Below are 21,676 nucleotides of genomic sequence, written 5' to 3'. Positions count from 1 at the left end.
CCCGTACCCGGCCGAGCCCATGTCACCAATCCGTCACGGGATACCGCCGCTGGTCACTCGTTCGGGTTGCGGCCCAGCAGTCGGATCTCCTCGTTGTCCAACGCCGACTGGAGCTCCTGGAGCACCAGGTCGTCGATCTCCCGGTTGTCGCGCAGCCGCGTCAGCTCCCGTCGCTTGTGGGCGAGGACGCCGAGACGCAGCCGGAGCTCCAGCTTGCGCTCCTGAGCGGTCCGACCACCGGTCTCGTTGAGGTCGGCCAGGTGTCGCTGGTACTCGGCGCGCAGCCGGCGTACGGCCTCCTCCTCGGCCCCCACCTTCTCGGCGACTCCGGGCAGGGCGTCCAGGCCGGCCTGGGTGGCACGGCGGCGGGCGTGTCGGGTCTCGTCGACGCGCTCGGGGTCGCCGGACAGGCCCGCCCAGCGCACCACCAGCGGCAGCGTGGTGCCCTGCACCAGCATGATCAGGACGATCACCAGCGCCGTGACGAAGATGATCAGATCCCGCTCGACCACCGGACGACCGGAGACCGTCATCGTCGGCACGGCCAGCGCGGCGGCGAGCGACACGGCGCCCCGGAAACCGGACCAGCCCGCGACCGTGCCGACCCGCCAACTCGGTGTCGTGCGCTCCTGCTCCGCCATCCGAAGACGCCGCAGCCGCACCGACTGCGACGTCAGGTAGACGAAGCCCAACCGAGTGAGCACCACGGCGAGCGTCACCGCGAGCACGATCAGCACGGCCCTCGGGGGCGAGGTGCTGACGATGCCGCGCACGGCGCGGGGAATCTGGGTGCCGAGCAGCACGAACAGGCCGCCGTTGATCAGGAAGGTGGACAGGTCCCAGAACGCGTACGCCAGCACCCGGGAGCGGGCGCGGATGACCCGTGGGCCGGCGTACGCGAGCACCAGACCGGCGACCACGACGGCCAGCACACCACTGGCGTGCACCGCGCTGGCGAGCAGGAAGGCGGCGAACGGCGTCAGGACGCTCAGCGCGCCCTCGCGCAGCGGATCGTCGAGCCGCTTGCGGATCAACACCACGATGACGCCCACCAGCAGACCGGCGACCACCCCGCCGAGGCTGGCCCCGACGAACTCCTCGCCGATGCCCAGCGCCCCCGGTTCCCCGCGCTGGGTGAGCAGGCCCACGGTCACCGCGAAGATCACCAGGGCGGTTCCGTCGTTGATCAGGCTCTCGGCGTGCAGGGTGGTGAGGAGCTTGCGGGGCAGCCGCTTGGCCAGACCGGTGACCGCGGCGGCATCGGTCGGCGCGAGGACCGCGCCGAGCACCCAGGCGGCGGCGGGGTTCACGCCGAACGCCTGGGCGGTCAGGGAGACGGTGATCATGGTGAGGACCACGAGCACGACGGCGAGCAGCCCGATCACCGGCAGGTTGGCCCGGATCTCCCGCAGGCTGATGGTCAGGCTCTCCCGGTAGAGGATCGCCGGCAGGAAGATCAGCAGTACCAGGTCCGGTTCCAGGACCAGGTCGGACAGCGGCGGCGCGAGCCCGAGCAGCACTCCGAACGCGATGAGCAGCACCGGCGGCGCGACCCGGTAGCGGCCGCCGAGGGTGGTGCCGATCAGGACGGTGACGCCCAGCACCACGATCAGCACGAGCCCCTGCACGGCGTACCCCCTAGATCCCCGATTGGCGGCGCAGGCCGGTGGTTCCATCTGACCGCACACCGGTTGCCGGTTCCACCGGAACCGGCAAGTCGCCGGCTGCCGAGCGCGGCAGTGCTCAGGTCGGGTCGACTGCGCGGACGCGCGCGGTGAGCAGGCGGGCGGTGCGGCGGTGCGTGCCGGCCTCCTCGTCGTGGCCGAGCGCGGCGGCGAGATCGGCCAGGTGCCCGGCGACCGGTCCGGCGGTGAGCACGCCGCTGCCGGCGGCCAGTTCGGCGGCGGCCGGCCGGAGCGCGGCGGCGGCGCGCTCGATGGCGGGCCGGTCGTCCAGGGCGAGCGCAGCCCGGGCGACGAGGCACAGTCGCACCTCGCGCAGCAGGTCGTGTGGCCCGTCCGGGACGGCCCGCAACGCCGACACGGCGGCGCCGCGGTCACCGGAGTGGGCGAGCAGCAGCGGTCGGACCCACGGCTCGTGCGGGCCCCAGTCCAGCCCCGCCCAGTCCTCGTCGCCGAGACCGTCCACCGGCCGCCCGTCGGCGGGTACCAACCGATCATCCGCCGGGTAGTCGACGGCGTCGGCCAGGCGCAGGCCGAGCAGCGCGAGCGGCAGCAGCCCCTGGGCCAGGCCCGGCATGCCGTCGGTCGGCAGCCGCTCGGCGGCGCTCCGGTACGCGGTCACCGCCGCGCCCCGGTCACCGACCCACGCCCGACGCAGCGCGGCGTACCAGCCGGTGAAGACACCGACGAGCGGCAGCTCGTACCGCTGCGCCAGGCGGTCGGCGGCGCGCGCGTGCTCGTCCGCGCCGGTCCGGTCGGCCCGCGCGCAGCACGCCTGGAGCAGGATGAGGTGGCCCAGCACCTCGAAGGTCACCAGGTGCCGCCGGGCGGCGAGGTCGACCAGCTCGGCGCCGATCCGGGCCCGGACATCGGCCAGCCCGACGCGGTCGAAGGCGTGCATGAAGCGCGCGTTCAGCGCGAAGGCCAGCAGCCCGGGGTCGTCGAGGGTCCGGGCGATCCGTTCGGCCTCGACGGCGGCGCGGCGGCCACGGTCATCGGTGACGCCCCGCAGTTCCAGCGCGAGGGTGCTCAGCAGCCGACTGCGGTGCGCCGATCCGGACGGGCCGAGGCCGGTCAGGGCGTGCTCGGCGGCGCGGACGATCCGCTCGGAGAGCGGGTCGTCGTCGTTGCGGGTCCAGATGGCGGGCACGTCGAAACCGGCCAGCACCTGGGCGGTCAGTCGGGCGTCACCGAGCGCCTCGGCGTCGGCGATCGCCTCGGCACGGTGACGCCGCGCCTCGGCCAGCCGACCCGTCACCGCCAGCGAGCGCCCGAGGCCGAGCAGAGCCGTCAGCCGTTCGCGCCGCTCGGTCCCCCCGGCCCGGTCGTACGCCTCGACGACCTGCGCCCACAGCCGGGTGGCCTCGTGCGGGTTGCCGCCACGTTCGGCCCGTTCGGCGGCGGTACGGGCGTAGTCGGCGGCCCGGCGGGCGGCCGTCGGCCCCCGGCGGACAGCAGGTGGTGGGCGAGCGTGGCGGGGTCGACGGGCTGGTGCCGCTGCAACGCCTCGGCCACGGCGGCGTGCCAGGCGGCGCGGCGCGGCGCGGACAGGTCGGCGTAGAGCGTGTCGCGGACCAGGATGTGGGTGAACCGTAGCCGCCCGTCGGACGCCTGCTCGGTCAGGAAGCCGGCCTGCAACGCGCGGTCGACGGCGTCCAGCAGCACCGCCGGGTCGTCGGTCAACGCGCCGAGCACGGCGGGGTCGACGTCCCGGCCGAGCACCGCCGCCTGCCGCAGCACGGTACGGGTTGGTGGGGGCAGCTGCGCGAGGCGGTGCCGGATGACGTCGCGCACCCCGGGCGGTACCGCCTCCAGCGCCGCGCCGCCCGCAACGGCGTAGAGCTGGACCAGCTCCCGGACGAAGAACGGGTTACCCGCGCTGCGGCGGTGGATCAGCGCGACGGCGGGCGGGGTCAGTTCCGTGCCGGCGACGGCGCGGGCCAGTTCGCCGGTGGCTTCCAGGGACAGGCCTGCGAGGTACTCCCGCACGGGTTCGAGCCCGGCGGCGCGGGCCAGGGCGGCGGTCAACCCCCCGGTGATCTCGGTGGCCCGGTACGTGCCCAGGACCAGCACCGGGCCGGTGGCGGGTTGCGGCCCGGCGAGCAGTGCGGTGAGCAGGTCCAACGTGTCACCGTCGGCCCGGTGCAGGTCGTCCAGGACCAGCAGCAGCGGGCCCCGGTCGGCAGCGGCGGAGAGCACCGACGCCACCGCGCGGTGTCGGCGGAACCGGGCCACGGCGGGATCATCGACGCTGTCGGCGTCCGCCGCCCCGCCGTCGGACGACACACCGCCCGCAGACGACGACACGCCGCCCGGAGTGGACGGCTCGTCCGAGCCGGTGAGCGCTTCGACGATCTGGGTCCACGGCCAGGCGGCCGGGGCGCCCTCGTACTCGGGGCTGCGGCCCCACGCCGTGGTCCAGCCCTCGGCGGCCAACTCTCGCGTCAGCGCCTCGGCCAGGGCCGTCTTGCCGGCGCCCGGGTCGCCGCTGAGCAGAGCGAGCGTGGGCCGCCCGGAACGGGTGGCGGCCTCGGCGGCACGCCGCAGCCGCTTCCGCTCCGCGTCCCGCCCGACGAACGGCCGTGGTGACGCCGATCCGCCGTCGGGGACGGCTCCGGCCCGGTCCGCAACGGCCACCGTGGGGGTGACGATGAGGTGTGGAGCCTGCGTGAGGATGTCGGCCTCCAGCCGGCGCAACTCGGGGCCCGGGTCCACCCCCAGCTCCGCCACCAGGACGGCGCGGGCCTCGCGCAGGGCGGCCAGCGCCTCGCCCTGTCGGCCGGCGCGGTACCGGGCCAGGGCGAGCAGCCGCCAGGCGTCCTCGCGCAGCGGATGGGCGGCGAGGTGGCCGGGCAGGTCGGCGGCGGCCTCGTCCGGCCGACCCAGCGCGAGCAGCGCCTCGGCCCGCCGCTCCACGGCGAGCATCCGCAGCTCGTCCAGCCGGTTGACCTCCGCCACGGCCCAGCCCTCGCCCACGCAGTCCGCGTACGCGGGCCCACGCCACAGCCCGAGCGCCGCGTCCAGCGCCACGAGGGCCGGCGCGGGCAGCTCCGCCGTCAGGAGCCGACCCGCCTCGCCGACCGCCGCCTCGAAACGGTCGGCGTCCACCGCGTCCGGGGTGGTCCGCAGCGCGTACCCCGAGGGCTCGGTGACCAGGAGGCCAGATGGCTGCCGGGGCGGCCGGTCGGGCTCCAACGCCCGGCGGAGGTCGGCGACGAACGTCCGGATCGCGCCCACCGCGCGCTCCGGCGGAACCTCCCACAGGTCGTCGACGAGACGTTCCACCGGCACCACCCGGCCACCGGCGATGAGCAACCGGGCCAGCACCAGGCGCTGCCGGTGCCCCCGCAGCGGAACCGGGCCGGTCCCGGCGACGGCGGTCACCGGCCCGAGCACGCCGAACGTCACCGGTGCCGTCGGCTGCCTGGTCATGGCCTCAATCTAGCCCGCACTGATCCGACACTGACCGTCCGCTGATCACCCCCGGGCAGGCTCGATGACGTACGCCGACGACGGGCATCCCCCCGCGCCGGACCGCTCACCAGGAAGGCTCACCCGTGCAGCCGAGGATCAACGGATTCGACTACCAGCGCGTCACCGTCGCCGACGGCGTGACGCTCAGCGCCGCCGTGGGCGGCTCCGGGCCACCGATCGTGCTGTTGCACGGCTTCCCGCAGACCCACCTCATGTGGCGGCACGTCGCGGCCGACCTCGCCGCCGACCACACCGTCATCTGCCCGGACCTGCGCGGCTACGGCGAGAGCGACAAGCCCGTGGACGGCGACGGCACCGCGTACTCGAAGCGGACCATGGCCGCCGACGTCGTGGCGCTGGCCCACGCGCTCGGCCATGACCGCTTCGCCCTGGCCGGGCACGACCGGGGCGCTCTCGTGGCGTTCCGCGCCGGCCTCGACCACCCGGCGGCGATCAGCCGGCTCACCCTGCTCGACGTGCTACCCACCCTGGACATGTGGGATGTGCTGCACGGGGTCGACGCCTCCGTCGCCTTCCACCTCTACCTGATGGCGCAGCCGCCCGGCCTGCCCGAGAAGCTGATCGCTGGCAGCCCGGACGCGTTCTTCGGCCACTTCCTCGACGTCTGGACCCGGGACCCGGACGCGCTGCCGGCCGACGTACGCGCCGAATACCTGCGCGCGTCGCGCGAGGCGGTGACCTCGATCGTCGCCGACTACCGGGCGTCCGCGGCGATCGACGTCGCGCACGACGAGGCCGACCGGGCGGGCGGCAACCGGCTGCGGATGCCGGTGACCGTGCTTCAGCAGGACTGGGGGGCCGCTCTCGGCTACGACGCGGCAGCCGTGTGGCGGGCCTGGGCGCCGGACCTCTCGCACCAGACCGTCACCTGCGGGCACTTCATGGCCGAGGAGGCGCCGGCCGTCGTGGTGGGGGCGCTACGCGGCCACGGGGAGTTGGATATCCGACACTGAATGTAACGAGCGGTCGAGGGGTGGCCGGGTTGCCGCAGACCGCCCGGCCACCCACCCCCGAATGCTCTGACCTGCGGAAATACGACGTTACACCAGGTGGACGCATACCGGTCGGCGGTGATACACAGGCAGATATCGGCGACCAACGACGGCACGTCGGTCATCTCCTCGACCATCGTCTCTCCACCACCGCCGGTCCCGGACCAAGCCGCCCTCTCTGGTGGCCGGCAGGCGGCAGGGTCTTCGCCAGGGAGTTGCCGTGAGGTATCTGCGTAGCCGGTTCCACCAGCAGCCGTACGAGGTCGCTGTCCTGGGCATGGCGCCCGTCTGCGGCCTCCTCATGGTGCTCCTCGACGTGCGGCCGGCCTCCGTCCAGACGTCCATGCCCACGCCGCTGCAGGTCGCCTGGGAGATCGGTCTGATCACGGCGGGTGTCTGTGGGCTGCTGGGCCTGTCGTGGCCGGGCCGGCTCTCCACCGGGCTCGGCATGGAACTCGCGGCGATCCTGGTGCTCGGCACGATCACCGGCATGTACGCAGTGGCCCTGGTCGCCCTCTGGAGCCAGCAGTCCCTGGTCGCCTCGTCGTTCATCGTCGCGGTGACGGTCGGATCGCTGTGGCGGGCCTGGCAACTCGCCGTCGACCTACGCCGTCTCGTCCGTGCATGTGAATGTGTGAGCTACGAAGAACTACAGGGAAGTGCACCATGAACACCTCCCCCGCGCCAACCGCGCCGCACTGGGTGCAGGTGGCGCTCAGCGTGCTCGGCATCCTCGGCGGTTCGACCGGCCTGGCCGCGATCGCCACCGTGCTGGTCCAGCGAGGCAAGTTCAAAGCCGATGCCGCCGACACCCTCACCGAGGCCGCCCTCACCCTGGTGCAGCCGCTCCAGACCCGGATCACCGAACTGGAGGGCGAGGCGCTGCACGCCCGCACCGAGCTGGGGACGCTGCGCGAGCAGGTCAACCAGTTGCAGTTCGTCGTCCGCGTGCTGAACCGCACGTTGGACCGGTGGCGGGCGGCGATCCGCGCGCCGGACGCCACGCTGCGCAGGGTGCGCGCGGTGGTGGCGGAGTCCGACCGGATCCCCGAGTGACGCGCGCACTGTTCACTCCGCGTCGGCGCCGCGGAGCCGGCCGACGAGGTCACGTACGACCGCCCGGAACGCCGGGTCGGACTCGCCCGGGTGGTGCCCGCGCAGCGGCGGAGGCCGGCGCTCGCCGGGTGCCGGCAGCAGGCCGTCCGGATCCCGCAGCCGCCGGTCGACGCGACCGGCGGGGTCGGTGGGGTCCGGCGAAGGATCGCCGGGTCGGTGCGCGGCGAAGATCCAGCCGCCGACCGGATCGGTGTCCCGCCACAGGTTGACCCACCGCCATCCGACCCGCTCCCCCACCTGACGCAGCGTCCTGTCGTCGAGGTAGGCGGGGAAGAGCCGGGCGTAGAGGCGGTCCAGTGGGGAGCCGTAGGTCAGCAGCGCGACCCGTCGCCGCGCGGCCGGCGGCAGCCGCAGCACCGCGAGCGCCAGCAGCGCCGAACCGTGACTGTGCCCGCACAGCAGCACTCCGGCGTGCCGCTCGGCCAGGTGGCCGATCCGGTCGGCCAACTCCGGTACCGCCCGGTCGGCGTAGCTCGGCGGCGCGAACGGGTGGGCGGCCCGGGGCCAGAAGGTGCCCAGGTCCCACAGGATCCCGACGTGCCGGCGGAACCACGCCGTCCGGTACGCGAACAGGCCGCCGGACAGCAGCGCCAGAGCCACTGCGGCGACGAGGTAGGTGCCTCCCGCCAGGCCCATCCCGACCACACCGGCCGGTAGGCCGAGAACCCGCCACGCCAGCTCGTCCGGTTCGCGTCCGAACTGCCCGAGCAGACTCGTGGCCAGCCCGATCAGGGCGAGCACCGCGTAGGTGCCGGCCAGCAGGCCCAGCCACTCGGTGAACCGCGCACGGGCCACGGCCTTGGTGACCTGTCGCAACCGCACGGTCGCCCCCGGCGGCGGCGCGGGAAAATCGCGGGTGGTGATCGTCGCCGCCGCGCGGCGGCGACGCCGACGCGACAGGAGGGTCAGCACCACACCCAACAGCACTGCCGCGTCGACGTGCAGGAAGAAGGCCAGCACCGTCCAGCGGTACGGCAACGGCGGCCCGCCGTCACCGCGATATCCGCCGAGCAGCACCCCGCTCTGGTAGACCAGGCCGGAGGCGAGAGCGCCAGCCAGGCCGACCGCGATGGCCGCGATAACCGCGGCGCCCGCGCCTCCCGGCAGCGCCCGGCGACCGCGAGCGCGACCCCGTCGCCCCAACACCAGTGCACTGAGCAACACCAGCAACGCCATCTGGCCGAACAGCGTGCCGCCCGCGATCCCGCCGTAGCCGGGGAGTCCGCCCGACGCCGGCCAGCCCCGCCCGTCGCCCGCGACGACGACGAGGGTCGCCACGGTCAGGGCGGCCGCCGCCACGGCGGTGGCGCGGGCGGTCACGGTCGCCGTCCGCGCGGTCGCGGCCCGGTCGATCAGGCCGGGGACGGCGAGCAGACCGACGCAGGCCACCAGGACCGCCGCGGTGGACGCCAGCAACAGGTTCGTCCCGACCGTCGCGCCGCCGGCCCGCCGGGCCGTGAGCAGCAGCAGATCGAGTACGCCGAGCGCGGCGGCGACGTGGATCGCCCGCAACCGCTCCACCAGCGGCTCCACGGCCCAGAGCGGGCTGCCGGACAGTCGGCGACGGCGGGTCCCGAGCAGTCGCAGCAGCCCCACGGCGGCGATCGGCAGCAACGCCAACACCGCCAGCCGCTGCCCGACGTGTCGGTCGTCCAGCCCGAACAGCGTGTCGAAGGGCGCCCGGCAGGGTGTCGCGCCGAGACAACGCCAGGCGAGCAGGTCGAGGGCGACCCCGGCGATGGACACCACGTACACCAGGGTGAGGTTGAGCGCGAGGAGCCGGCTGAGGACGGTGACTCCGGCGGCGCGCTCGCCGGTGGGTCGCATCCACGCCGCCGCGTTACTGAGCATGAACGGCAGCAGCAGGACCATGGAGATCGTCCGGGCCACCGTGTCCGAGGGCAGATCACCCCAGCGGTACGCCTCGAGCGTCAACCCGTCGGGGGCGTCGCGGCCCGGCCCATCCGGCCGGTAGAAGCCGCCACGATCGTCGCCCGCGACCTGGCGGGCCGACGCCGAGCCCAGAACGACCGAGGGTTCCGCCCCCGACACGCCGTGCACGCGCAACTCCACCACGTCGGCGGATCGTGGTGGGGCATCCCGTCGCGGTGCTGACATCGGCGGGTTACCCGGGCCGCCGGGGATCGGGCCTGCCGTCCCGCCTGCTGCTGGCGGCGGAGCGCCGGAGGCCGGGCGTCCCGTCGATCAGGACGATCAGCACCAGCACCCCGGCGACGACGGCGCTGTTGGCGACGTGCGGAAGCCGCTGGGTCGCGAACCCGAACCCGATGATCGCCGGCACGCCCACCAGGCGTGCCCAGGGCCGGCTGCCGTCGACCGCCCACGCGAGCAGGATCCGGGCGGTCAGGAACAGCGCCGGGCCGACGATGCCGAGGGCCAGTTGCGCCGTCTCCTCGGTGCGGGGGTTCTCGATCGTCATCTCCATGGCCACCGAGGTGGCCAGGACGCCGGCGATCATGAGCAGGTGCAGGTAGCCGGCGAGCAGCGCCAGCTTGCTGCCGGGCGGACCGGCCGCCATGATGCTCGCGCCCAGCCGCGAGCCGGCCGGCACCAGGTAGAGCCGGGCGAGGGCCACCGCGGTGACGAACGCCAGGGCGAAGGCCAGCGTGCTCTCGACGTGCAGGCCGGCGTCGCTGTAGGCGATGCCGGCGAACAGGATCAGCTCGCCCAACGCGATGATGAAGATCTGCTGGTACCGCTCGGAGAGGTGCTCACCGTTGACCTGGAGGTCCGGCCACGAGCTGCGCCCGAGCCACGGAAACGGCCAACGCAGCCGGGCCAGGGAGTACTCCAGCACCAGGGCGAGGGTCCAGAGCACCTCCCGGGCCGGCGCGACGGCCGCGCCCACCAACCACATCGCACCGGAGATCGCGAACCAGATCGCCACCCGCAGGCTCCGCAGTTGCAGCGGGTGCCCGCGCAGCGCCGGGATCAGCAGGGCGCCCCGGCCGACGTGGATCGCCACGTAGGCGCTGGCGAACAGCGCGGCGTGCGAGCCGAACGCGGTGGGCACGGCCGCGGCCATCAGCAGGCCGCCGAACATCACCCAGAGCAGGAGTACGACGATCAGCGGCGCCCGGGGGTCGAACCAGTCCGCCGACCACGCGGTCACGAACCACACCCACCAGATCGCCGCCAGCATCACCATGACCTGGAAGCCACCGTTGACGCTGGGGTCGTCGACCACCGCCCGGGACAGCCGGGTCAACGCGAAGATGAAGGCCAGGTCGAAGAAGAGCTCCAGGAACGAGGTCCGCCGGGGGTCCTCCCGCTTCTGGAGCAGCCGCCCGGGAAGCCCGTTCGCCATCGCCCCCCTTCCCGGACGTCACCCGCCGACCCAGTCGTACCATCCGCAGGGCCCCGCTCGGGCGGGTTCCGGGGTCAGCGGGCGATCAGGTCCGCCGCCACGTTCCAGAGGCGCTCGGCGTTGCCCGGGTCGAGGGCGTACGCCGCCACACCGGTGTAGTCGGCGGGTCGCTCGGTCCGGACCGGGGCCTCGGCGCAGTCCTCGAAGTAGCGACCGCCGACGCCGTCGAGCAGCGGGGACGCGGCGAGCAGCACCGAGGTGGCGGCACCCTGCTGCGGGGTCTTCTGCCGCTCCTTCGGGGTACGCAGCCCGCCGGTGTGCTTCTGCAGCCCGGTCGCGATCGCGCCCGGGTTCAAGGCGTTGGCGTGGATGCCCTCGGCGGCCCAGCGACGGTCGGCCTCGACGGCGAGCAGGGCCTCGGCGCTCTTGGACTGCCCGTACGCCAGGAGCGGGTCGTACGGGCGGAACGCGAAGTGCAGGTCGTCGAAGATCACCGGGGAGAAGAGGTTGCCGCTGGAGCTGACCGACACGACCCGGGCGCCACCGGCGGCGGCGAGGGCGTCGTGCAGGCCGACGGTCAGCGCGTAGTGCCCCACGAAGTTGGTGGCGAACTGCATCTCCCAGCCCTCGGTGGTGCGCTCCAACTCGGGCAGCGCCATGATCCCGGCATTGTTGATCAGAATGTGCAGCGGCCCCTCCCAGCCGGCGACGAACCGGCGTACCGAGTCCTGGTTGGCCACATCCAGCTCGCGGACCGTGACCCGGTCCGCGCCGACGCTGGCCGCGATGTTCCTTGCGGCCTCCTCGCCGGCCGGGACGCGACGCACCGCGAGCACCACCTCGGCGCCGGCCGCGGCCAGGGAGCGGGCGGTCTCGATGCCGATGCCGGCCGCGCCGCCGGTGATGACGGCCCGCTTGCCGGTCAGGTCGACTCCGGCCAGCACCTCGTCGGCGGTCGAGGCGAAACCGAACGGCGTCGTGATGAGCTTGGTCATCTTTGTCCCATCTCTCTCGGAATCCGTATGCGACCCACTGTCACCCGGCCGGACGGCGATATCCGGGTTACCGGTTTTCCTGGTAGTGGCAGGACCAGGCTGGGCGGCGGCGGGCGCTCCTACGATGGGCTGGTGAGCATGGCCGGCCCGCTGGGCGAGTACCTGCGTGCCCGGCGCGAGCTGGTCGGGCCGGGTGACGTCGGTCTGCCGGCACATGGTCGCCGACGGGTGCCGGGGCTGCGACGCGAGGAGGTGGCCCTGCTCGCCGGCATCAGCGCCGACTACTACCTGCGGTTGGAGCAGGGCCGGGACCGCAACCCGTCGGCCCAGGTGCTCGAAGCGCTGGCCCGGGCGCTGCTGTTGGACACGGAGGCCACCGCGCACCTGCGCCGCCTCGGTGGGCACGCCCCGCCCGAGCGCCCGGCACGACGCCCGGAGCGGGTACCGGTGGGCATCCGGCAGTTGGTGGGTTCCTGGGCGCAAACGCCGGCCTTCGTGCACGGCCGACACCTGGACGTCCTCTTCGCCAACCCGATGGCGACCGCGCTGACACCGATCTACCGGGTCGGGGTGAACCTGCTGCGCGAGGTCTTCCTGGGCCCGCGCGTGCCGGCGCTCTACCCGGCCCCGGAGGCGGTCGCCGCCAGCGCGGTGGCGGGCCTGCGCGCGCAGGTGGACGATCCACGGCTCACCGAGCTGGTCGACGAGTTGACGGCCGGCAGCGAGTTGTTCCGGCGGCTGTGGGCGCGCCACGACGTCACCGCCCGCGCGGGCGGCGGGTTGCGCGTGTTCCGCCATCCGCAGGTGGGCGAGTTGGAGCTGCGCTACGAGAAGCTGACGATCAGCGGCACGACCCAGTCGCTGGTCGTCTACCACGCCGAGCCGGGCAGCCCGTCCGCCCGCTCCCTCGCCCGGCTCGGCAACGCCGTCCCCGCGCTGGACGGCTAGTCGGCCGCCCGCTCGGCGACCACCACCGAGATGCCGTCGAGGACGCGTTGCAGGCCGAACTCGAAGGCGTACTCCGGGCCGTAGGCGGCGCCGTGCTGCTGGCCGGCCGCCGTGCCGACCCGCGACGCGGTCGGGTAGCTGTCGGGGTTCAGGAACGTTTCCAGCCAGGGCGCGTGCGACTGCCACCACTGGCCGTCGGTCATGCCGGTCTCCCGTTCCAGGTCGACCACCTCGGAGGCGGCGCGCGCGGAACTCTTCACGTGCCCGAGCACGAGGGTGAGCACGGCGTCCATCTCGACGTCGGAGAGCCCGATGTCGGCGACCGCGCCGAGTTCGTGGTCGTACTTGGCCACCAGGTGCGGCCCGAGCACCGGGCGGGTGGTCTCGGCCCGCACCATCCACCGGTGCCGCTGGTAGAGCGCCAGGTTGTCCCGGGCAATCCGTTCCAGCCGGGCCCGCCAGTCCCCCTCGGCGGCGGAACGCGGCATCTCGCCGTACGCGGTGTCGATCATGACGTCGACGAGTTCGGCCTTGCCCGGCACGTATGTGTAGACCGACATGGTGCCCACCCCCAGCGCCTCGGCGACCCGACGCATGGTCACCGCGTCGAGCCCTTCGGCGTCGGCGATGTCGATGGCGGCCCGGACGATCCGGTCGACGGTGAGCCCCTGCCCGGCGCCGCGGCTGGTCGGTTCCCGGGTGCGCCAGAGGATCGCCAGGCTGCGGGCCGGGTCCGCGGTCGGCTTGCGCTCAGTCGCCATGGTCCGGCCATCCTAACAACGCGGGCGTACGCGGTACGGTGCCGGCGCGGTCCACAGGTGGCGGCCCGTCGGCACCGACGGGTACGACGCGTCAAACCTCTTCGCGGGCGTCGGACAGCCGCGGTCCGGCGGCGGCCGGCACGAGGTGGCGTACCTGCGGGATGCCATCGGTCAGCTCCCGGGCCCGCGCCTCGGCCTCGCGGTCCGCGCCGGTCAACCGACCGCCGTGCTGGCGCAGGTGCTCGTCCCACGACGGCACCAGGTACACCTCGACGAACCGGCCGGTCGTCTCGGCCGGCCGGAACAGCCCCCAGCGCATCGCGCCGGTGCGCTGCCGGGCTGCGCGTACCACGTTCATCGCCGCGAGGAACGGTCCCTCCCGCTCCGGCCGGACGGTGTACCGCACCGTCACCAGCACCGGCCCCACCCACGGGTCCGGCTCGTGTTCCAGGTGCAGTTGCGGCCAGTAGGCCGCCGGTTCCCGGTTCACCGACCGCAGGTCCGGCAGCGGCCAGATCCGGCTGGTCACCGTTCCGACGAACATCAACGCCGCCGCCGTGAGGTAGGCGGGGAGCAGCCCGCCCATCTCGGCCACCAGACCCCACAGCAGCGCGCCCACGGCCTGCCCGCCGGCGAAACACACCTGGTAGACGGCCAGGCCCCGGGCCCGTACCCAGCTGGGCAGGAAGAGCTGCATCTCGGCGTTGATGTTGGCCAGCACCGTCACCCAGGCCATCCCCGCCGGCAGCAGGGCCACGAGCACCAGTGGCACCACCCGGACGGTGCCGACGACCGCCAGCGCGGCGGTGAACAGCGCGCCGGAGATGAGCAGGAGCTGGTTGGCCGAAAGCCGGGTACGGATCAGGGCCAGCAGCACGCCGCCCGCGATGGCGCCCACCCCGAGCGCGCCCAGGAGCAGCCCGTACCCGCCGGAACCCAGCCCGAGCCGCCGGGCCGCCACCAGCGGCAGCAGCGCCCACAGCGCGCTGGCCGGGATCACGAAGACCAACGCGCGGCGCAGCAGCCGGCGCACGGTCGGCGAGTGGCGTACGTAGCGGCTCCCGGCGCGCAGCGCGGCGGTGAACCGCTCGGGCACCTCGACGGCGCGGGCGTTGCCGGGCCGCCAGCGCCACAGCGCGTACGCGAAGATGGCGAACGCCAGCGCGTTCAGCCCGAACACCGGGGCGACGCCGGTCCGGGAGATCAGCACGCCGGCCACCGCCGGTCCCACCGCCCGCGCCACGTTCACACTGATCGAGCCCAGCGCGGACGCCGAGCGCAGTTGTTCCTGCGGCACCAACTCCGGGATCACCGCCGACCAGGCCGGCAGGGTGAGCGCCTGCCCGACGCCGAACGCGAAGGTCAGGGTGAGCAGCAGGGCCGGTGGCATCCGATCGGTCAGGGTGAGCAGGGCCAACGCCACCGCCACCGCGACCAGGAACAGCTGTACGGCGATCAGCAGGTGGCGGCGGTCGAAACTGTCGGCCAGCACACCGGCGGGCAGCGCCAGCAGCAGCACCGGCAGGAGGCTGGCGGTCTGCACCAGGGCGACCAGCGTGGCGGCGTTGGCGTGGTGGATCAGCAGCCACTGCGCGCCGACGGTCTGCATCCAGGTGCCGACGTTGGCGGCGAGCAGGGCCAGCCACAGGTTGCGGTAGACGGCGCCGCGCAGGGGCGCCCACGCGGAGGCCGGACGGTCCCCCGCCCCGGGCCCCGCCGTCACCACCGTCCGTCCGCGCGGAGCACGCGCTCACCGGAGACGTAGAGGTCGTCGGGTCGCAGCAGCAGCAGTCGGACGACCTCGGTGGCGACCTGCTCGGGCAGGGCGTAGATCTCGTCGAGGAACTCGGCCCCGACGCGCTCCTGGAGGCGGGTCGGCATCGGCCCGGGATGCAACTGCATCACCTTGACCCGGTTGCTGTGCTGGGCCTCGGCCAGCGAGTCGACGAGGCTGCTGCCGTAGCTCTTGGTCGCCCGGTAGACCGGTATGCCGGGCCTGGGCGCCGCCAGCGCCATCGCCCCGACGTACACGATGTTGCCGTAGCCCTGCCGGTTCAGGTGCGCCAACGCCTCCCGCAACAGGAACGTGGTGCCCAGCACGTTGATCTCCACGGCCCGCCGGATGTGCTCCACGGACAGGTCGTCCAGATCACCGCCCGCCCACATCGACGCGCACGCCGCAACCCCGTCGACGGTGCCGTAGCGCCCCACCACCTCGGCGAAGGCGTCCCGGACCTGCTCGTAGGAGGAGACGTCGCAGACCGCGCCGTCGCACCCCAGCTCGTCGGTCGTCGCGGCGACCTCGGCCGGCACGTTGCCGAACACCACGACGCGGTACTCGTCGAGCAGCAGCCGGGCCACCGCGAGGCCCAGCCCGCTGGTTCCGCCGACCACCACGAACGTTCTGGCACCCATGTCGCTCCCGCCGTCGCCACCACAGGTCACACGTCGCGCGTCCTTCCCGTTTCCCGACGTCGCACACCCCGGCGCCGGTAGTGCTGGGCATACCCCGCAAAGGGGATCTGGACGGCTGGGGCCGCCCCTGGTCGGCGATTAGCGTCAGCGGCATGACCTCGGAACACCCCCGTCACCTCGCCGCCGCCCTGCGAAGGCGCGACTGGCTGATCTCCGCCTGGCCCTGGCGCGCGCTGGCCTACCTGGTCACCACCGTGCCGATCGCCGGTGTGCTCACCGTCGGGCTGCTCATCATCGGCGCGCCCCTACTGGCCGCCGCCAACGCGCTGCGACAGCACGGTCGGCCGCCGGAGATACCGCTGATGCTGTTCCTGGCGGTCGGCAGCCTCACGATGGTGGCCCTCGCGCCGCTCGCGAGCGTCCCGGTCGCCGCCGTCGAACGCTGGCGACTCGGCCTCGTGGACGGCCGCCCGCTGCCCACGTCGCGGTGGCCGGGCCTGGTGGCCCGCTACCGCAGCGCGGCCGGCTGGCGGGAGGTGGCGTACCTGTTCTGGCTGGGCGGTGTGGTGCCGGTCGCGTACTGGACGTTCCTGGTGTTGGTGCTGCTGGACCTCGGGATGGTCACCAGCCCCTGGGTGGTCGGCGAGGCCGATCCGGTGGTGATCTGGCGCCCGATCGAAAGCGCCGGCGAAGCCGTCCCGTACGCGATCGTGGGTGTGCTGCTCGTCCCGGTGCTCTGCTACGCGGCGGGACTGCTCGCCGCCGCCCAGGCCACGGTCGCCCGGTGGGCGCTGGCCAGCCCCGCCGACGCCGCCGCGCTGCGCGAGGTCGCCCGTTCCCGGACCCGGCTGGTCGGCGCGTACGAGGCGGAACGGCGGCGCATCGAACGGGACCTGCACGACGGCGCGCAGCCCCGGCTGACCAGCCTCACCCTCCAACTGGGCCTGGCCCGGCTGGACGTACCCGAGGACTCCCCCGCCGCCCGGCCCCTCGCCGTGGCGCACGACCAGGCGCGGGGACTGATGGTGATGTTGCGGCAGTTGGTGCACGGCATCCGGCCGCAGAGCCTCACCGATCTCGGCCTCGCCGACGCCGTCCGCGAGGTGGCCGACGCCTCTCCCGTCGCGGTCACGGTGCACGCCGACGTCGACGGTGAGTTGCCCGAGATCGTCGAGACCACCGCGTACTTCGTGGTGTCCGAGGCGTTGGGCAACGTGGCCCGGCACGCCGGGGCGACCCGCGCCGACGTACGCCTGACCCGGACCGGCGGCGACCTCGTCGTCGAGGTGTCCGACGACGGGCGCGGCGGCGCCGACCCCGCCCGGGGCACCGGCCTGACCGGCCTCGCCGACCGGGTCGCCGCCGCCGACGGCCGGTTGCTGCTGGCCAGCCCTCCCGGCGGGCCCACCCTGGTCCGGGTGGAGCTGCCATGTCGCCGGTGACCCGGGTGGTGCTCGCCGAGGACGAGGTGCTGCTGCGCGAGGGGCTGGTCGCGCTCCTGACCCGCTTCGAGTTCGCGGTGTGCGCGGCCGTCGGCTCCGCGCCGGAACTGCTGGAGGCGGCCCGCACGCACCAGCCGGATCTCGTGCTGACCGACATCCGGATGCCACCGGGTCGGCGTGACGACGGGCTACGCGCCGCCGTCGCGCTGCGCGCCGAGCGGCCCGGCCTGCCCGTGGTGGTGCTCAGCCAGTTCGTGCAGACCGGGTACGCGGCGGCGCTGCTGGACAGCGGCGACGGCCAGCGGGTCGGCTACCTGCTCAAGGACCGGGTGGCCGAGGTCACCGAGTTCGTCGACACGCTGCGCCGCGTCACCGACGGCGGCACCGCCATCGACCCGGACGTGGTGCGGCAACTGCTGCACCGGCCCCGCGACCCGCTCGCCGCGCTCTCCGCCCGCGAACGGGAGGTGCTGGCGCTGCTGGCCGAGGGCCGCTCCAACGCGTCCATCGCCGCCCGGCTGCACGTCACCGAGGCCGCCATCGGCAAGCACGTCGGCAACATCCTGCTGAAGCTCGACCTGCCGCCCAGCGACGACACGAACCGCCGGGTGCTCGCCGTGCTCACCTATCTGCGCGCCGACCCGGTGGGCTGACCAGCGCCGGGCGATGATCGGAGCGTAGATTCGATCGGCGGTACCGCCGCCGAACCGGGCGCGGGCCAGGAGAAAGGGGTACGGCATGGCGGAGGCGCTGCGGGTCGGTCTGCTGGGGTACGGGCTGGCGGGTCGGGTCTTCCACGCTCCGCTGATCGCCGCGACGCCCGGTCTGCGGCTGGACGCCATCGTGACGCGCGATCCGCAGCGGCGCGAGCAGGCCCAGCAGCACTTCCCCGACGCCCGCCTGGTGGACGACGCCGACGAGCTGTGGCGTACCCCCGAAGCTCTGGACCTGGTCGTGGTCGCGACGCCGAACCGGCAGCACGTGCCGATGGCGCGGGCGGCCCTCGCCGCCGGCCTGCCGGTCGTCGTCGACAAGCCCCTGGCCCCCACCGCCGCCGACGCCCGGGCGCTCGTCGAGGAGGCCGAGCGGCGCGGAGTGCCGCTGACGGTGTTCCAGAACCGCCGCTGGGACGGCGACTTCCTGACCGCCCGCGCGCTCGTGGAGAGCGGCGAGCTGGGTCGGGTGCTGCGGTTCGAGTCCCGGTTCGAGCGGTTCCGCCCCACGATCAAGCCGGGTTGGCGAGAGCTGGCCGGGGTGGACGAGGCCGGGGGCGCCCTGTTCGACCTGGGCGCGCACCTCGTCGATCAGGCCGTGCAGCTCTTCGGCACCGTAGAGCGGGTCTACGCCGAGGTCGACCGCCGCCGCGCGGGCGCCGAGGTCGACGACGACGCGTTCGTGGCGTTGACCCACACCAACGGCGTGCGTTCGCACCTGTGGATGGGGGCGATCACCGCGCAGCTCGGCCCCCGCCTGCGGGTGCTCGGCGACCGCGCCGGCTACACGACCTACGGGCTGGACGTGCAGGAGGCCGCGCTGCACGACGGCGGCCGACCGGACCAGCCGGGCTGGGGCGAGGTCCCACCGGAGCGGTACGGCCTGCTCGGCGTCGACGGTGACCTGCGCCCGACACCGACGCTGCCCGGGGCGTACCAGAGCTTCTACGCCGAGGTGGCGGCGGCGCTGCGCGACGGCACCCCGATGCCGGTGGACCCGCGCGACTCGGCCGCCACGGTCGAGCTGATCGAGCTGGCGCACCGGTCGGCGGCCGAGGGCGCGGTGCTGCCGGTCCCGACGTCCTGAGCGTTACTTCGTCTCCTGCTCGGAGGGGGCCTTCTCCTACTCGGAGGAGGCCTCGTCCCGCTCGGAGCGGGCAATTTCCTGCTCGAAGAGAGCTTCGTCCCGCTCGGAGAGGGCATCGTCCGGCACGCGGGCGTCGTCGTCGGTCAGCGCGTCGCCCGACGGGGTGACGAGGTCGGCGAGACGGCGTTCGGCCTCCCGTACCTCCTCGTCGAGCCGAGGGTTGTCCTCGTCGGGACCCTGCGACATGAGCGACCTCCATCGCGCGCGGACCACCCCTGCCTACCCGGCCTGCGGCGGGGAATGCGCCCACGGGACCTGGCCGCGCCCGGGGTTGATCCACTCCACTTCCACGATGTCGCGGTATCCCGGCCTCGGGATGCCCCCGGATCGGCGAAGTCGAGTTGATCGAGCGCTCTCGGCTTGATCACTTGATGCTCACCAGTTCCAGGAAGCCTCTCCGAACTGGTGAGCATCAAGTGATCAAGGAAGACGAAGGGCGCGCCGATCAGGTGGGCGACTTCTCCGCGACCCACAGGCCGCGACCCTGAAGACCTATGACCAGACCACGAGTCTGTAGGACGATGACCGCCCTCTGGACCGTGGTCACGCTGACGTCATAGAGGGCGGAGAGTTCGTTGTACGTGGGCAGCCGCTCACCCGGCGCGTACTCCCCACTTGCGATGCGTGCGGCGAGATCCTCGGCCACCTCGCGGTATCCGCCAGTCGGTATGGGCATGTGAAGGTTCCTTCGTTCGGCACCTTCCATCGGATCACGCCGATCACACCCCTTCAAGACCAACATTGCCTTAGGTACTAAAGGTCTCTAATGTCAAGCGAAGGTGGTCGGTTCCTTCGTTCGGCAAACGGTGGAGCCTGACCCCGGCACCCGCTCAGGGGATTGGCGCGATCGGTTCGCCAACCTCTGGGCGGGACTCATCGTGATATCGCGAAAGGTGCCGAGCATGCCGATCGACGAACCCGTGTCCAGGGCCACCGAGCTTTTCACCGCCAAACGCGTGCTCGACACGCACTGGACGGATGCGCTCGACTCACCGTGGCGGGCAGGTGGGTGCCTGGAATGCAGAGGGCGGGACGACTGTCCTCAGCTTGAGTGGGCATCGGCCCTCGCGGCAGAGGTTGCCGCGATCATGATTCAGAAGGGGTGACCTCGGGGCGCGAAAAGGGGGTGGGGTCGAGCACCGGGTGGGCCGGGGGGCGCGGGGGGCGTTGCCGGCCCGACCCGGTGCCGGATCAGCGCTGCTTCAGCTCGCGCCAGGATGGGTGCGTACCGCGCCAGGCGTCGGCGAGGATGGTCGCCGAGGCCCGGCTGGGGCACTGCTGCACCCGCTCACGGCCCGACGCCCCACCGATCTGGGCGCGAACCTCCCAACCTTGCCCGTCAGTACGGATGTACACGTCCCGGCGCCCGCGCGGGGTCGTGTCACCGTTCCACCAGTGTTCCTCCACCTTCATTCGCCGACCGTATAGCAATTTTCGCGCCGGGGGTACGGCGCAGGTGGGCAGATACGGGGTCGATAGCCGCAATCCGGGCGCAGATCCACCTGTGTGTCGACGGGGAGGAACCGCAACGGCGGCTCCTCCCCGTCTGAGCGATGACTCAGGAGCGACTCAGATGCCGTTCAGCACACTGGCCAGGGTGTTGGCCAGCTTGTCCTGACCCGAGGGGCTGGGATGTGGCGACCCTCCCTCGGCGGTGATCTGAATGTCACCCGGCGTGAACGGTGGTGGAAGCGCCACCCGTACGGCCGGGTCGAACGGGACTCCCATCTGGATGGCCCAGTTGAGGTCGCTGATCACGCCCCGCACGGTGCCCACCCAGAGCGGGTCGATCAACGGCGACAGCATCGACACCGGTTGCGGCGGTACGTAGGTCAGCAGAGCCGCCGGCAGGTACGCCTTGAGCTGCATCCAGCCGTACTGCCCGATGTCGATGTTGGCCGGTGTGATGTCGTAGTAGAGCATCCACACCACCTTGTCGGCGCCGGCCGCCAACAGGGAGTTGACGATGAAGGTGGCATCGGCGCTGACACCGGCGTACTGGCTCGGGCCGTCGTAGCGGGGCACCTGGACGTTGATGTAGTAGTCCTCGCCGACCGGCAGGTCGAGCCAGAAGTTGCAGCCGCCGCCGTTGGTGACGATGCCGGCCTTGCCACCCTGGGCCGCCCACTCGAAGCGGAACACGCCGTACGGGTCCAGGGTTTCCGCCGCGAACTCGTAACCCCGGCACTTCGCCAGCCGGGTCAGCACCGTCGTCCAGTTGGTGTTGTTCACGCCGCCGGTCGTGACGTGGTACGCGTCGTGCTTGTCGCTCTTCGCCTTGGCGATGCGGGCCGTGGCGAGACCGAGCGGACTGGCCACCCGGGCCCACGGGTTGCCGCACGAGTCGGGGCCGGCCCGGCCGGCGATGATGTCGCCGGTGCCGTACCCGGTCCGGGCGTAGTTGTCGTAGTCGACGATGCTGCCGTTCATGTCGTAGTAGCGCCGGGCGTAGCTGTAGACGCCGTTGTTGCCGGGCATGCCCCGATCGTCGAACGAGGTGTTCGGGCAGCCGGGACCCATGAACCCAAAGCCGAACTGGTGATGCGACGAGCTGATCGAGTCGCCGGTGACGGTGAGGACGGTGTCATCCTCGACGGTCTGCACCTCGCGGCAGCGGATGCGGTCCTTGTTGGCGTCCACGA

At 73.1% G+C, this 21,676-nt stretch carries 21 protein-coding genes; 8 read left to right on the top strand and 13 right to left on the bottom strand.

Annotation, left to right across the window (positions count from 1 at the left end; all coding sequences use genetic code 11):
* Positions 1-53 precede the first annotated feature (53 nt).
* The 3 genes from ACQP03_RS11355 to ACQP03_RS11345 form a co-directional block, all read right to left on the bottom strand.
* Positions 54-1,628, bottom strand: coding sequence for a Na+/H+ antiporter (locus ACQP03_RS11355; RefSeq protein WP_357120200.1), 1,575 nt, complete (start codon positions 1,626-1,628; stop codon positions 54-56).
* Positions 1,629-1,743: 115 nt separating this feature from the next.
* Entirely contained in the window at positions 1,744-2,940 is a 1,197-nt protein-coding gene (locus ACQP03_RS11350) for a hypothetical protein (protein WP_433460858.1), read from the bottom strand.
* A 32-nt stretch (positions 2,941-2,972) separates the two neighbouring features.
* The gene (locus ACQP03_RS11345) at positions 2,973-5,114 is read right to left on the bottom strand and encodes a BTAD domain-containing putative transcriptional regulator (protein WP_433460857.1); all 2,142 of its coding nucleotides are present in this window, start codon (positions 5,112-5,114) and stop codon (positions 2,973-2,975) included.
* Between the two features lie 125 nt (positions 5,115-5,239).
* Here ACQP03_RS11345 and ACQP03_RS11340 point away from each other — a divergent pair, with 125 nt between their 5' ends.
* The 3 genes from ACQP03_RS11340 (at position 5,240) to ACQP03_RS11330 (ending at position 7,225) form a co-directional block, all read left to right on the top strand.
* Complete coding sequence (locus ACQP03_RS11340) at positions 5,240-6,130, top strand: alpha/beta fold hydrolase (protein WP_357171530.1); 891 nt, start codon at positions 5,240-5,242, stop codon at positions 6,128-6,130.
* A gap of 259 nt (positions 6,131-6,389) precedes the next feature.
* Positions 6,390-6,839 (top strand): hypothetical protein, encoded by a 450-nt coding sequence (locus ACQP03_RS11335; protein WP_357120209.1) that lies wholly within the window; start codon positions 6,390-6,392, stop codon positions 6,837-6,839.
* Positions 6,836-7,225 (top strand): hypothetical protein, encoded by a 390-nt coding sequence (locus tag ACQP03_RS11330; RefSeq protein ID WP_357120212.1) that lies wholly within the window; start codon positions 6,836-6,838, stop codon positions 7,223-7,225. The genes ACQP03_RS11335 and ACQP03_RS11330 overlap by 4 nt, the downstream gene beginning before the upstream one ends.
* A 12-nt stretch (positions 7,226-7,237) precedes the next feature.
* Here ACQP03_RS11330 and ACQP03_RS11325 read toward each other — a convergent pair whose 3' ends face one another.
* The 3 genes from ACQP03_RS11325 to ACQP03_RS11315 all read right to left on the bottom strand — a co-directional run bounded on the left by ACQP03_RS11325 (position 7,238) and on the right by ACQP03_RS11315 (position 11,608).
* Positions 7,238-9,361: a hypothetical protein gene (locus tag ACQP03_RS11325; RefSeq protein WP_433460856.1), complete on the bottom strand. Its 2,124-nt coding sequence runs from the start codon at positions 9,359-9,361 to the stop codon at positions 7,238-7,240.
* Positions 9,362-9,410: 49 nt separating this feature from the next.
* Positions 9,411-10,613 (bottom strand): low temperature requirement protein A, encoded by a 1,203-nt coding sequence (locus ACQP03_RS11320; RefSeq protein WP_357120217.1) that lies wholly within the window; start codon positions 10,611-10,613, stop codon positions 9,411-9,413.
* Between the two features lie 74 nt (positions 10,614-10,687).
* Positions 10,688-11,608 carry an SDR family NAD(P)-dependent oxidoreductase gene (locus ACQP03_RS11315; protein WP_357120220.1) on the bottom strand — a complete coding sequence of 307 codons (921 nt, stop codon included), beginning with the start codon at positions 11,606-11,608 and terminating at the stop codon, positions 10,688-10,690.
* A gap of 138 nt (positions 11,609-11,746) precedes the next feature.
* Between ACQP03_RS11315 and ACQP03_RS11310 the strand changes: the two genes are divergently transcribed.
* Positions 11,747-12,556 (top strand): helix-turn-helix domain-containing protein, encoded by an 810-nt coding sequence (locus ACQP03_RS11310; protein ID WP_433461147.1) that lies wholly within the window; start codon positions 11,747-11,749, stop codon positions 12,554-12,556.
* Here the strand turns inward: ACQP03_RS11310 and ACQP03_RS11305 are convergent.
* The 3 genes from ACQP03_RS11305 to ACQP03_RS11295 form a co-directional block, all read right to left on the bottom strand.
* Positions 12,553-13,317, bottom strand: coding sequence for a TetR/AcrR family transcriptional regulator (locus tag ACQP03_RS11305; protein ID WP_357171528.1), 765 nt, complete (start codon positions 13,315-13,317; stop codon positions 12,553-12,555). The genes ACQP03_RS11310 and ACQP03_RS11305 overlap by 4 nt on opposite strands.
* A gap of 91 nt (positions 13,318-13,408) precedes the next feature.
* A complete protein-coding gene (locus ACQP03_RS11300; protein ID WP_357120225.1) occupies positions 13,409-15,043 on the bottom strand; it encodes an MFS transporter in 1,635 nt (544 codons plus the stop codon).
* A complete protein-coding gene (locus tag ACQP03_RS11295; protein ID WP_357120228.1) occupies positions 15,037-15,732 on the bottom strand; it encodes an SDR family NAD(P)-dependent oxidoreductase in 696 nt (231 codons plus the stop codon). The genes ACQP03_RS11300 and ACQP03_RS11295 overlap by 7 nt, the downstream gene beginning before the upstream one ends.
* 152 nt (positions 15,733-15,884) lie before the next feature.
* Between ACQP03_RS11295 and ACQP03_RS11290 the strand changes: the two genes are divergently transcribed.
* The 3 genes from ACQP03_RS11290 (at position 15,885) to ACQP03_RS11280 (ending at position 18,974) form a co-directional block, all read left to right on the top strand.
* A complete protein-coding gene (locus tag ACQP03_RS11290; RefSeq protein WP_396832232.1) occupies positions 15,885-17,174 on the top strand; it encodes a sensor histidine kinase in 1,290 nt (429 codons plus the stop codon).
* Entirely contained in the window at positions 17,162-17,827 is a 666-nt protein-coding gene (locus ACQP03_RS11285) for a response regulator transcription factor (protein ID WP_357171526.1), read from the top strand. The genes ACQP03_RS11290 and ACQP03_RS11285 overlap by 13 nt, the downstream gene beginning before the upstream one ends.
* A gap of 85 nt (positions 17,828-17,912) precedes the next feature.
* A complete protein-coding gene (locus ACQP03_RS11280; RefSeq protein ID WP_357120237.1) occupies positions 17,913-18,974 on the top strand; it encodes a Gfo/Idh/MocA family oxidoreductase in 1,062 nt (353 codons plus the stop codon).
* Positions 18,975-19,010: 36 nt separating this feature from the next.
* Here ACQP03_RS11280 and ACQP03_RS11275 read toward each other — a convergent pair whose 3' ends face one another.
* Together ACQP03_RS11275 and ACQP03_RS11270 are read right to left on the bottom strand one after the other, a co-directional pair.
* Positions 19,011-19,220, bottom strand: a complete 210-nt coding sequence (locus tag ACQP03_RS11275) for a hypothetical protein (protein WP_433460855.1) — start codon at positions 19,218-19,220, stop codon at positions 19,011-19,013.
* 259 nt (positions 19,221-19,479) lie between these two features.
* A complete protein-coding gene (locus ACQP03_RS11270; protein WP_357120243.1) occupies positions 19,480-19,710 on the bottom strand; it encodes a winged helix-turn-helix domain-containing protein in 231 nt (76 codons plus the stop codon).
* A 226-nt stretch (positions 19,711-19,936) separates the two neighbouring features.
* Between ACQP03_RS11270 and ACQP03_RS11265 the strand changes: the two genes are divergently transcribed.
* Positions 19,937-20,140, top strand: a complete 204-nt coding sequence (locus ACQP03_RS11265) for a hypothetical protein (protein ID WP_357120246.1) — start codon at positions 19,937-19,939, stop codon at positions 20,138-20,140.
* A gap of 85 nt (positions 20,141-20,225) precedes the next feature.
* Here ACQP03_RS11265 and ACQP03_RS11260 read toward each other — a convergent pair whose 3' ends face one another.
* On the bottom strand, positions 20,226-20,447 hold the full coding sequence (locus ACQP03_RS11260; protein ID WP_355050387.1) for a hypothetical protein: 222 nt from the start codon (positions 20,445-20,447) through the stop codon (positions 20,226-20,228).
* 156 nt (positions 20,448-20,603) lie between these two features.
* Positions 20,604-21,674: a hypothetical protein gene (locus tag ACQP03_RS11255; protein ID WP_357120251.1), complete on the bottom strand. Its 1,071-nt coding sequence runs from the start codon at positions 21,672-21,674 to the stop codon at positions 20,604-20,606.
* Between the last annotated feature and the right edge of the window lie 2 nt (positions 21,675-21,676).

The sequence above is a fragment of the Micromonospora sp. CA-248212 genome (assembly GCF_050948405.1).
Lineage (GTDB): Bacteria > Actinomycetota > Actinomycetes > Mycobacteriales > Micromonosporaceae > Micromonospora.
The sequence above is the reverse complement of the archived record's forward strand: the minus strand, read 5'-3'. Positions and strand labels throughout refer to the sequence as shown.

Excerpts from the sequence above, each read along its gene's own strand:
- ACQP03_RS11285 (WP_357171526.1), top strand. The coding sequence starts at position 17,162 with ATGTCGCCGGTGACCCGGGTGGTGCTCGCCGAGGACGAGGTGCTGCTG.
- ACQP03_RS11315 (WP_357120220.1), bottom strand. The coding sequence starts at position 11,608 with ATGACCAAGCTCATCACGACGCCGTTCGGTTTCGCCTCGACCGCCGAC.
- ACQP03_RS11265 (WP_357120246.1), top strand. The coding sequence starts at position 19,937 with ATGCCGATCGACGAACCCGTGTCCAGGGCCACCGAGCTTTTCACCGCC.
- ACQP03_RS11295 (WP_357120228.1), bottom strand. The coding sequence starts at position 15,732 with ATGGGTGCCAGAACGTTCGTGGTGGTCGGCGGAACCAGCGGGCTGGGC.
- ACQP03_RS11345 (WP_433460857.1), bottom strand. The coding sequence starts at position 5,114 with ATGACCAGGCAGCCGACGGCACCGGTGACGTTCGGCGTGCTCGGGCCG.
- ACQP03_RS11305 (WP_357171528.1), bottom strand. The coding sequence starts at position 13,317 with ATGGCGACTGAGCGCAAGCCGACCGCGGACCCGGCCCGCAGCCTGGCG.
- ACQP03_RS11260 (WP_355050387.1), bottom strand. The coding sequence starts at position 20,447 with ATGAAGGTGGAGGAACACTGGTGGAACGGTGACACGACCCCGCGCGGG.
- ACQP03_RS11330 (WP_357120212.1), top strand. The coding sequence starts at position 6,836 with ATGAACACCTCCCCCGCGCCAACCGCGCCGCACTGGGTGCAGGTGGCG.
- ACQP03_RS11275 (WP_433460855.1), bottom strand. The coding sequence starts at position 19,220 with ATGTCGCAGGGTCCCGACGAGGACAACCCTCGGCTCGACGAGGAGGTA.
- ACQP03_RS11320 (WP_357120217.1), bottom strand. The coding sequence starts at position 10,613 with ATGGCGAACGGGCTTCCCGGGCGGCTGCTCCAGAAGCGGGAGGACCCC.
- ACQP03_RS11310 (WP_433461147.1), top strand. The coding sequence starts at position 11,747 with ATGGCCGGCCCGCTGGGCGAGTACCTGCGTGCCCGGCGCGAGCTGGTC.
- ACQP03_RS11270 (WP_357120243.1), bottom strand. The coding sequence starts at position 19,710 with ATGCCCATACCGACTGGCGGATACCGCGAGGTGGCCGAGGATCTCGCC.
- ACQP03_RS11290 (WP_396832232.1), top strand. The coding sequence starts at position 15,885 with ATGACCTCGGAACACCCCCGTCACCTCGCCGCCGCCCTGCGAAGGCGC.
- ACQP03_RS11280 (WP_357120237.1), top strand. The coding sequence starts at position 17,913 with ATGGCGGAGGCGCTGCGGGTCGGTCTGCTGGGGTACGGGCTGGCGGGT.